Source organism: Vibrio sp. 10N.222.49.C9 (genome assembly GCF_041474985.1).
GTDB classification, from domain to species: Bacteria; Pseudomonadota; Gammaproteobacteria; order Enterobacterales; family Vibrionaceae; genus Vibrio; species Vibrio crassostreae_C.
The window spans coordinates 1-383 of sequence record NZ_JBFRVD010001367.1 but is presented as its reverse complement, the minus strand read 5'-3'; the positions used below and the strand labels follow the sequence as shown (position 1 = coordinate 383).

General features: G+C 44.4%; 1 pseudogene. It reads right to left on the bottom strand.

From position 1 onward, the window contains the following. Positions 1–383 (bottom strand): annotated as a pseudogene (locus AB4585_RS28325) (hypothetical protein); the annotation flags it as partial.

The following is a 383-nucleotide window of genomic DNA, read 5'->3' as shown; positions in this document are numbered from 1 at the left end:
GTCATAGCTGCCCGATAATGTATCGCGTTTGATGTTAGAGCCGTCCTGCTCATCACTATCGTCAAACTCAACAATTTCAAATTTCGTTAAGCTATTTTCAGAACATGTGCCTGCCGCTAGGCAAGTCCACAATCCACCAAAGTCAATGACGTCATCCCATGAAGCGTCTTCATCTTCTTCCTGAGTCTCGACTGGACTAAGAATGGAATATTCAAAAGCGCGATCCAGCTTAAACTTAGTATTGGTTACAGGCTGATCATTACATAGTGCAGGAACCTGACTACCATCAAATTCAGCATCAATACCTTCGACGTCAATACAGGCTAAATAACTCGCAGCGCGATCTCCACTGATGGTGGAATCATTAGATCCGGCCAGAATGG